The organism is Xanthobacter autotrophicus (assembly GCF_029991245.1).
Classification (GTDB): Bacteria; Pseudomonadota; Alphaproteobacteria; order Rhizobiales; family Xanthobacteraceae; genus Xanthobacter; species Xanthobacter autotrophicus_C.
In genome coordinates, this window is sequence record NZ_JAIVFO010000215.1 from 1 (window position 1) to 5,179 (window position 5,179).

The following is a 5,179-nucleotide window of genomic DNA, read 5'->3' on the forward strand; positions in this document are numbered from 1 at the left end:
ATCCTGACCCTCTCGGACGAGATCCGCGAGATGATCGACCGCCACGCCGGGGCCGCCGCCGTGGACAAGGCGGCCATCGCCGGCGGCATGACCACCATGCTCGACGACGGCATCCTGAAATGCCGGGCCGGCATCACCTCGCCGGCCGAGGTGCTGCGCGTGACCACCGTGCGCTGATGGCGACCTTCACCTACCGCGCCCTCACCCAGGCCGGCCAGATCGTGAGCGGCGAGATCACCGGGCCCACCGAGGCGGAGGTGCGCCGGCGCATCGAATTCCTCGGCCTCATGCCGGTGGAGACCGCCCCCGCCCGGGCCAAGCGCGAGGGCGGGCGGTTCGGCCTGTCGCTGGGCGCGCCCAAGGCGGAGGACGTGACCCTCTTCACCCGCGACCTCGCGCTGCTGCTGAAGGCCGGCGCGCGGCTCGACGAGGCGCTGGAGCTGTTGTCCGGCGATGCCGACCTCGGGCGCATGCGTGCGGTGGTGCGCAAGCTGCGCGCCGATGTGCTCGCCGGCCAGAGCTTCGCCGAGGCGGCGGCGGGGGAGCCCAAGCTGTTCCCGCCGGTCTATGTGGCGCTGGTGCGGGTGGGGGAAGCCTCAGGCACCATGGACCGCATCCTCGACCTTTTGGCCCAGGAGCGCGCGCGGGCCGAGCAGCTGCGGCGCAAGCTGATGGAAGCGCTGCAATATCCCGCCTTCGTGCTGGTGGCGGCGGGCGGCGTGCTGGTGTTCTTCCTGCTGTTCGTGCTGCCGCAATTTTCCACCGTGCTGCGCGACATGGGGGCCAAGCTCGATCCCGCTGTGGAGATGCTGCTGAACCTGTCGGACCTCGCCCAGGCCCATGGCGCCGCGCTGGGGGCGGGGGCGTGCGGGCTGGTGGCCCTCGCCTGGCTGGTGCTGCGCCGGCCGGCGACGCGCACCGCCGTGATGGGCACGCTGGCGAAACTGCCGCTGGTGCGCACCATCCTCACCTTCCGCCGCTCGGCCGTGTTCTGCCGCAACCTCTCCATCCTGCTGGGCAACGGCGTCACCCTCACCCAGGCGCTGCGCATCATCGTCGAGGTGATGGCGGCGGGCGATGACGCCTCGGTCTGGGCCGCCACCTCCGACAAGGTGCGCCAGGGCGCGCGGCTGTCGGACGCGGTGGCGGCCGGGGCGGCGCTGCCGGCCATGGCGGTGCGCATGCTGCGCCTCGGCGAGGAGACCGGGCAGCTCGCCATGCTGTCGGGCCGCATCGCCGATTTCTACGAGGAAAAGCTCCAGCGGGCGCTCGCGAAGGTGGTCGCCATCATCGGGCCCGCCGCCATCGTCACCATCAGCGTCGTCGTCGGCGGCCTGATCGTTTCCGTCATGACCGCGCTTTTGTCGGTCAGCCAAAGCATCGGATGAACCGCGTGACTATTCTTTTTCCGACGGGCCGCGCCCGCGCCACCCAGATCCGTCGTCGGCGCAAGAGCGAGGGCGGCTACACCCTCGTGGAGCTTCTGGTGGTCATCACCATCATCGGCCTCATCGTCGCTTTGGTGGGGCCGCGCGTGCTCGGCTATCTCGGCGACTCGAAGGTGAAGACCGCGAAGATCCAGATCCAGGGCTTCTCCAGCGCACTCGACCTGTTCTATCTCGACACCGGCCGCTATCCCTCCACCTCGGAAGGTCTGGCGGCCCTGGTCCAGCGCGCCCCCGGCGCGGCGACCTGGAACGGGCCCTACCTGAAGGGTGGCACCCTGCCCTCGGACCCCTGGGGCAAGCCCTATGCCTATCGCGCGCCGGGCGAGCACGGCGCCTACGACATCGTCTCCCTCGGCTCGGACGGGCAGCAGGGCGGCACCGGCACCGCCGCCGACATCACGAGCTGGTCCAAGTGAGGCGCGCGCACACCATCGCCGCGAAAGCGGGGCAGGCCGGCTTCAGCCTGCTGGAGGTGGTGTGCGCGCTGGCCATTGTCGCGGCGCTGGCGGCCCTGGCGCTGCCGCGCCTGCCGCTGGGCACCTCGCGCCAGCGGCTCCAGGCCTATGCGGTGGAGGCGGCGGCGCTGCTGAAGGCGGACCGCGCCGCCGCCATGCGCCGCGGCACCCCCGTCGCCACCGTGGTGGACGCCCCGGCAGGGCGCATCCGCTCCGGCGCGGGCGGGCGGCAGGGCGCGCGCGAGCTGCGCATTCCCGGCGACGTGCGGATGACGGCGGTGCTGCCGAATGTCTGCAACGGCCGCGCGGCGGGCGGGCGCATCGGCTTCCTGCCCTCGGGCCTGTCGTGCGGCGGGGTGGTGGCCCTCACCCGCAACGGCGCCGGCTACGAGGTGCGGGTGAACTGGCTGACGGGAGGGGTGGAGATTGTCCCGCGGCTCAAGTCCTGATGCCCTCCCCGGCGCTGTGGGCTGCGCCGGCTTCACCCTGCTGGAGGTGCTGGTGGCCCTTGCCGTGGCGGCGGCGGTGCTGGCCGCCATCGGGCAGGTCATGGGCGCCAATGCGCGCGGCGTCCGGGCGCTGGAAGCGCGCGCCGGCCTCATCTCCACCGCGCGGGCGGTGGAAGCCGGAATTCCCGCCCGGAGCGCCCTCGCCCTCGGCCGCACCGACGGCGACATTGCCGGCCATCGCTGGCGCGTGGATGTGCGCCCCCTCGACGTGGCCGGGGTGCCGGAGGGCGCGAAATGGGCGCCGCGCGACGTGGTGATCCGGGTGCGCGCGCCCTCCGGCGCCATGGTGGTGCTGGAGACGGTGCGCCTCGTGCCGGTGGCCGCCGAATGAGCCGGGTCTTTGTTCCCCGGCCGTCCGTCGCCGGCTTTTCCCTCATCGAGGTGCTGGTGGCGCTGACGCTGACCGGCCTCGTGCTCTCGGCGCTCGCCATGGTGACGGGCAGATGGCTGCCCAACTGGCAACGCGGCCTTGCCCGCGTGGAGGCGAGCGAGCTGATCGCCCTCGCCGTGGACCGCATGGCCTCAGACCTTGCCGCCGCCGAATTCGTGCCCGCCAGCCTGACGGCGAGGCGCCCGCTGTTCATGGGCACATCCTCGGCGGTGGTGTTCGTGCGCACGGCGCTCGGCCCCAACGCGCGGCCGGGGCTGGAAATCGTGCAACTGGCGGAGGCCGGCGGCGGCGGGCTGGGGCGCAGCGCGGCCCCCTTCGCCCCGCGTCCGGCCGATGCCGGCCTGCCGCCGTTCGGGACGCCGGTGCCGCTGCTGGGCGCGGCCTATCGGGCCTCCTTCTCCTATGCCGGGCGGGACGGGGTGTGGCGCGACGGCTGGATCGACGCCGATACGCTGCCGCGCGCGGTGCGCATGGTGATCCGGGAGGCGCGCACCGGCCGGGTGCTCGACGCCTCCAGCGCGGTGGTGATCCGCGCCGAGCTGCCGGCGGTGTGCGTCACCGACGAGACCCGCGGCGTCTGCGCCAAGCCGCGGCCAGCCGGCACCGGGCAGGGCGCGGCCGATGCCGGCGAGGGTGGGGTGCAATGACCGCCTTGTTGGTAACACCCGTCCCCGAGCCCGCGCAGGACACTCGCGCGCAGGACACCCCTGCGCGCCGCGATGGCTTCATCCTGGTGGCGGTGCTGTGGATCCTCGCCGCGCTCGCCACCCTCGCCACGGTCTATGCGGTGTACATCTCCAGCACCGCCACCGCCGCCGCGGTGCGCGACGACAGCCTGCTGGCCCATGGCCTCGCCACGGCGGCGGTGGAGATCGCGGCCCTGCGCCTCGTCGCGGTGCCGAAGGACAAGCGGCCGTCCAGCGGCGAGGTGGCGTTCCGCATGGGCAAGGCCAGCGTGAGCGCCACCTTTGTCAGCGAGGCGGCGCGCATCGACCTCAACGCGGCGCCGAAAGAGCTTCTCGCCGGCCTGTTCACGGCGCTGGGCGCGCAGCCCGAGGCGGCGGCGGACTATGCCGACCGCATCCTCGGCTTCCGTGCGCCGGCCTCCGGCGATGGCGGCCGCGAGGCGGAGCTGTATCGCGACGCCGGCCTCGACTACGGCCCGCGCGGCGCGTCCTTCGTGCATGTGGAGGAGATCTGGCGCGTGGTGGGCCTGCCGCCGGCGCTGGTGGAGCAGGCCTTGCCGCACCTCACCGTGTTCAGCGGGCGCGGCGAGATCAACGCGGCCGATGCTGACCCGGTGGTGCGCGCTTCCCTGCCCGGCGGGCCGCCGCCGGATGCGGACGATGGAGAGGGCGCGCAAGCCGCGCCGCCTGCGGATCTGCCCGGCACCATCCGCGACGCGAGTGATGCGGTGCGCGTGCGCATCCGCATGGATTTCGACACCGGGCGCCGCCGGGCGGCGGAGGCGGTGATCCTGCTGCGCGACTTCGGCGATGATCCCTACCGGGTCCTGTCGTGGCGCGAGGATGCGGAGCTGATCCCTGACGACGCGCCGCCGCCGCGCCCGAAGGGGGAGCGCAGGCCATGACGCAGATGACGACGCAATCTCCCGCTTCCGCCTTTTCCCTGGCGCGGTTTCTCGACGCCTTCTCGGCCTTCATCGACCTCGCCGCCGGCTTCGGTGCGGACCTGCGCGGCCGGCTCGTGCGCGGGGCGGCGGTGCGCGTCGTCGAGGGGGAGGCGGGGGTGTTCACGCTGGCCCTGCCCGACGGCATGGCCGCGTTCCGGCTGGGCGATGCGGCCGGACCGCTGCCGGCGGAGGTCGCGGCCGCGTTGGCTGGGCGAGATGTGGACCTGGCCCTCGATCCCGGCCGCTTCCTGTTCCGGCCGCTGGAGCTGCCGCGGGGCGCCGCGGCGTTCCTCGATGGCATCGTGCGCTCCCAGATCGATCGCCTGACCCCCTGGAGCGCGGCCGAGGCGGCCTATGGCTTCACCCCGCCTGAGGACGCGCCGGACGACCGCCTCGCCCTCACCGTGGCCGCCACCGCGCGGGCGCGCATTTCGCCCCTCCTCGACCGGCTGAAGGCGCAGGGCGCGGGCGCCATCCGCGTCACCACGCAGCCCGATGGCATGGGCGCGCCCATCCGCGTGCTCGACCATGCGGCGTCCGGCGCAGCCTCGGGGGCGGCCGGGGTGCGGCGTATCCTGCTCGCGGTGCTCGGGGGCGCAGCCGGGGCTGCCCTGCTGGCGCTGGTGGTCTCCGGCATCGTCGGCGGCGGCCTTGATGGGGAACTGGACGACATCACCCAGCGCATCGCCGTCCAGCGCCGGGTCATGATCGCCGCCCGCGAGGGGCAGGGTGGGGGGCAGGGC

The 5,179-nt window shown here is 73.7% G+C and carries 7 protein-coding genes and 1 pseudogene; all 8 read left to right on the plus strand.

The features are described from left to right. Nucleotides 1-177, plus strand: a pseudogene (locus tag K9U41_RS21655) (type II/IV secretion system protein); the annotation flags it as partial. Further along, nucleotides 177-1,388 carry a type II secretion system F family protein gene (locus tag K9U41_RS21660; protein WP_282642914.1) on the plus strand — a complete coding sequence of 404 codons (1,212 nt, stop codon included), beginning with the start codon at nt 177-179 and terminating at the stop codon, nt 1,386-1,388. The pseudogene K9U41_RS21655 and the gene K9U41_RS21660, both read left to right, overlap by 1 nt. Beyond that, entirely contained in the window at nt 1,385-1,864 is a 480-nt protein-coding gene (gene gspG / locus K9U41_RS21665) for a type II secretion system major pseudopilin GspG (RefSeq protein WP_282642915.1), read from the plus strand. The genes K9U41_RS21660 and gspG overlap by 4 nt, the downstream gene beginning before the upstream one ends. After that, nucleotides 1,861-2,352, plus strand: a complete 492-nt coding sequence (locus tag K9U41_RS21670; RefSeq protein ID WP_282642916.1) for a GspH/FimT family pseudopilin — start codon at nt 1,861-1,863, stop codon at nt 2,350-2,352. The genes gspG and K9U41_RS21670 overlap by 4 nt, the downstream gene beginning before the upstream one ends. After that, nucleotides 2,330-2,743: a prepilin-type N-terminal cleavage/methylation domain-containing protein gene (locus K9U41_RS21675; protein WP_282642917.1), complete on the plus strand. Its 414-nt coding sequence runs from the start codon at nt 2,330-2,332 to the stop codon at nt 2,741-2,743. The genes K9U41_RS21670 and K9U41_RS21675 overlap by 23 nt, the downstream gene beginning before the upstream one ends. Beyond that, a complete protein-coding gene (locus tag K9U41_RS21680; RefSeq protein WP_282642918.1) occupies nt 2,740-3,450 on the plus strand; it encodes a PulJ/GspJ family protein in 711 nt (236 codons plus the stop codon). The genes K9U41_RS21675 and K9U41_RS21680 overlap by 4 nt, the downstream gene beginning before the upstream one ends. Further along, nucleotides 3,447-4,394, plus strand: a complete 948-nt coding sequence (locus tag K9U41_RS21685) for a general secretion pathway protein GspK (RefSeq protein WP_282642919.1) — start codon at nt 3,447-3,449, stop codon at nt 4,392-4,394. The genes K9U41_RS21680 and K9U41_RS21685 overlap by 4 nt, the downstream gene beginning before the upstream one ends. Continuing rightward, nucleotides 4,391-5,179, plus strand: a 789-nt coding sequence (locus tag K9U41_RS21690) for a hypothetical protein (RefSeq protein ID WP_282642920.1), incomplete at its 3' end; no start/stop codon positions are given. The genes K9U41_RS21685 and K9U41_RS21690, both read left to right, overlap by 4 nt.

Bases quoted from the DNA above. Each gene is read 5' to 3' on its own strand.
- K9U41_RS21660 (WP_282642914.1), top strand. From the start codon at position 177: ATGGCGACCTTCACCTACCGCGCCCTCACCCAGGCCGGCCAGATCGTG.
- K9U41_RS21680 (WP_282642918.1), top strand. From the start codon at position 2,740: ATGAGCCGGGTCTTTGTTCCCCGGCCGTCCGTCGCCGGCTTTTCCCTC.
- K9U41_RS21685 (WP_282642919.1), top strand. From the start codon at position 3,447: ATGACCGCCTTGTTGGTAACACCCGTCCCCGAGCCCGCGCAGGACACT.
- gspG (WP_282642915.1), top strand. From the start codon at position 1,385: ATGAACCGCGTGACTATTCTTTTTCCGACGGGCCGCGCCCGCGCCACC.